The organism is uncultured Methylobacterium sp., assembly GCF_964251405.1.
GTDB lineage: Bacteria > Pseudomonadota > Alphaproteobacteria > Rhizobiales > Beijerinckiaceae > Methylobacterium.
In genome coordinates this window covers 1-3251 of sequence record NZ_CAXUJR010000055.1, presented here as the reverse complement: position 1 = coordinate 3251, position 3251 = coordinate 1, and the positions used below count along the sequence as shown (strand labels likewise).

The 3251-nt window shown below is 66.6% G+C and carries 4 protein-coding genes; all 4 read right to left on the bottom strand.

The features are described 5' to 3' along the window. Positions 1-869, bottom strand: an 869-nt coding sequence (locus ACFE7U_RS11315) for an MFS transporter (protein WP_375409826.1), incomplete at its 3' end; no start/stop codon positions are given. A gap of 334 nt (positions 870-1203) precedes the next feature. After that, positions 1204-1881: a ferric reductase-like transmembrane domain-containing protein gene (locus ACFE7U_RS11310; protein WP_375409825.1), complete on the bottom strand. Its 678-nt coding sequence runs from the start codon at positions 1879-1881 to the stop codon at positions 1204-1206. Between the two features lie 17 nt (positions 1882-1898). Continuing rightward, positions 1899-2396 carry a twin-arginine translocation pathway signal gene (locus ACFE7U_RS11305; protein ID WP_375409824.1) on the bottom strand — a complete coding sequence of 166 codons (498 nt, stop codon included), beginning with the start codon at positions 2394-2396 and terminating at the stop codon, positions 1899-1901. Positions 2397-2746: 350 nt separating this feature from the next. Then, positions 2747-3106, bottom strand: coding sequence for a DUF3140 domain-containing protein (locus ACFE7U_RS11300; protein WP_375409823.1), 360 nt, complete (start codon positions 3104-3106; stop codon positions 2747-2749). Positions 3107-3251 lie beyond the last annotated feature (145 nt).

Here is a 3251-nt window from a genome sequence, read left to right as displayed (position 1 = left end):
ACGGCGATGCATTCGAACAGCAGGAAGGTCGGGCGCGAGAAGCCGAGCGTCGTGGTGCCGTAGCTCAGCGCGAACACCGTCGAGAGGTAGAAGACCGCGTAGCAGGAGACCATCGCCAAGGTGCCGAGCATCGTGGCGCGCAGGTGCCGGGTGAAGATCAGCGCCAGCGGCACCCGCTCCGGCGCGGCCTTGGCGAGCGCCGCCTGGAACACCGGCGTCTCGGTGAGCTTGAGGCGGACGTAGAGCCCGACGCCGACGAGCACCGCCGAGGCCAGGAACGGCAACCGCCATCCCCAGGACTGGAAATCGCTCGGGCTCAAGGAGAGCGCCAAGGCGAGGAATCCGAGATTGGCCGCGATGAAGCCGATCGGCGCGCCGAGCTGCGGGAAGATGCCGTAGAGCGCGCGCCGGCCCGGCGGGGCGTTCTCGACAGCCAGCAAGGCCGCCCCGCCCCATTCGCCGCCGAAGCCCAGCCCCTGCCCGAAGCGCAGGACGCAGAGCGCCGCTGGCGCCCACCATCCGGCGGTCTCGTAGGATGGCAGGCAGCCGATCAACACCGTCGAGATGCCCATGATCATCAGTGACGCCACCAGCGTCGCCTTGCGCCCGACCCGGTCCCCGAAATGGCCGAAGAAGGCCGCGCCCAGCGGCCGCGCGATGAAGGCGATGGCGAAGGTGGCAAAGGCTGCGAGCGTCTGGACCGCCGGATCGCCCGGAGGGAAGAAGATCGGCCCGATCACCAGGGCCGCGGCCGTGGCATAGATGTAGAAGTCGTAGAACTCGATCGCGGTGCCGACGAAGCTCGCGATGAGGATGCGAGAGGTCGGGACCGTCTCGACGGCGGTAGGGAGGGTAGCGGCGTGGGTCATGGGGACGCCCTATAGCGGGGCACCCGCCCTAGGACCATGGCACCGAGCGTAGGCACGACCTCAACACCAAAACCTCAATACCAGGGCCTCCAGGCTGACGCAGGGTCGCTGCGTCGAAGATCCGCGATGAGTGGATTTTTGCCCACCCGCTTTTGAAAAGCCAAACCACCGAAGCAGACACCAGATTTGGGAGCTACGATTTGCTGCTCCGCGCCCGTTCTTGGGGTTACGGGGTTCGCCCCCAAGTCCGGAAAGCAGCCGAACCAAGTGTGGACGACTTCGGCCAGAGACGCGACGAACTGTTGACCGTGATGCTGTTCGTCGACGTGGCGTCTTAACCGGCGTCGGGCTTTGGCAACGCGTGCTTGGCGCCCTGTCTCGGGCCGCGTTCGCGCGACGCCCGAACCGGCCTCACGACCCGCAGGTCCAGGAGCGCCACGCCCGTCGCGGCCACGACGGCCATGCAAAGCATCCACTTGGAGCCCGGCTCCATCGCGCCCTCGATCTGCAGGGCGTGGACAACGGTCGCCACGACGACGATCGCCGCCAGACCGTTGTGGATCAGCCGCCAGACCGAAGGGAGCAGCCCCAGCCGGCGACGGAAGAGCACCAGGATCGCCGTCCCAACGACACCCCACATCGCCGTGACGCCGTAAACCGAGAAGGGGGTCGGCGAGACGAGCAGGAGGGCATCGATCGTGTCGGGCGGGCTAGCCAGGTAGAGCCCGCCCACATGGAGCGCCACCGCCATGACGATGATGACGCCGAGCCAGCGGTGCCAGCGTCGCCCGGCCGGCCCCGCCGATCCGGCGAGGTAGCCCGCGGGCAGGAGCGGCTGCAGGAAGAGAAGTGACAGGCAAACGATGCCGGCGAAGCCGCCGACGATGTAGGGCATGTTGCGGGAGGCGAGGTACGGGCTGAAGGCCGCGACCACGACCGGCACGATCATGACCGCGGCGACGCTGCCCCAGGCGAGAACGGCCAGGACCCGGCGCCAGCCGATCGACCCCATTGAAGTCGAGCCAGCAATCAGGCGGGAGCGAGGACGAAATCGGCAGAGACAGATGTGTCCCGCGCGCTCGGCATGACGGGACGCAGGAAGACCGTCTGGAACGCGCGGTCGTCATAGGCCAGATGGGCGTGGGGCTGCCCGAAGTTCGGGACGATCTGCGCCATCTCGAGTTCGAACGAGCCGTCGGCGCGGGTGAGGACGCTCCCATGATTGACCGGATCGGGCTCGCCCCCGAGAACCGTCGCGGCCCAGATCTGGATGCGCAAGCCTTTGAGCGGTACGCCGTCGCCGGCCCGCAGCACCTTGCCCCGCACGAAGAACCCGGAGCCAAGCCGATCCACCATCGGTGCGTTCGGCCGGTAGTTGTTTGCGCCCCCGCGCATGGTTTGGGTCGGAGTATGTTCGTTCGCAGCCGCAGGGGCGATGAGACCGAGAGGCTTAGACAGAAGCGCCGTCCCGGCAAGGCCATACGTTGCCGCGAGAAGGGAGCGACGGCAGAGAGGTTCATACGTCACGTCGCATCTCCTTGCCGAGGGAGGCGTATGCACTGAAAGAGCCTAAGCTTTCCAGCGAAGACAAAACCGTCCTGGTAACCCGAGCCGCCGAGCGTGGTGCTGCAGGTCACACCGACTTACTCTGAGGTAGCATTGCGTGCACTCGTGGTCCATCGCGCAGGCGACCGGTCAAGCGGAGGGGATGGAAGCCTCGTCCAAGCCCGTATCCGGTCGATCGGACCGGTGCCGTCTCCGCCGAGCTTCGTCGGACGTACCGCCGCGACCGCGTCCCGTCGTTCCGATAAAATCGGCCGTGAACGGACGACAACAAGCGTCAGCTTTCGATCGGTCGGACTTCACGCCGAGAAGCATCACGATTTGAGCGGATCGTGCCCCCAATTCATCAGCGAGAGCCGCCAGGGCGAGTCCGCCACGGCGTCCTTGTCCTTGGGTCCGCCCTGCTTGAGGTGGCGCTTCACGTAGCCCACGACCTTCTTCATGTGGGCGTAGTCGTCGTCGGTGAGGTCGGCCTTCTTGGTGCCGAGGATCGCGACGATGCGCCGGCCTTCGGCGTGGCCGGTCGACTCGCTGCCTTCGCTGGATTTCTGGCCGACCGATCGGCTGGCATCGCTGGCGAGGTGCTTCTCCAGGGCCGAAGCACTCATGTTGACGGCGTCCTTGAAGTCGGCCCAGATCGCGTCGTGCTCGTCGCTGCTCGCGGTCGCCACCATTGTGCTCCTCGGTTGGGTTGCCCGTCGCAATCAATCGAAGCGTGGACGCCGTGTTCCCGCAGCGCTGCTTGACCCGTCCGGCCCGTCCGGCATAAAGAACTAACGTTCGTTTCAGCGGATAACGGGTGGGTCCCGCTCCGCATCG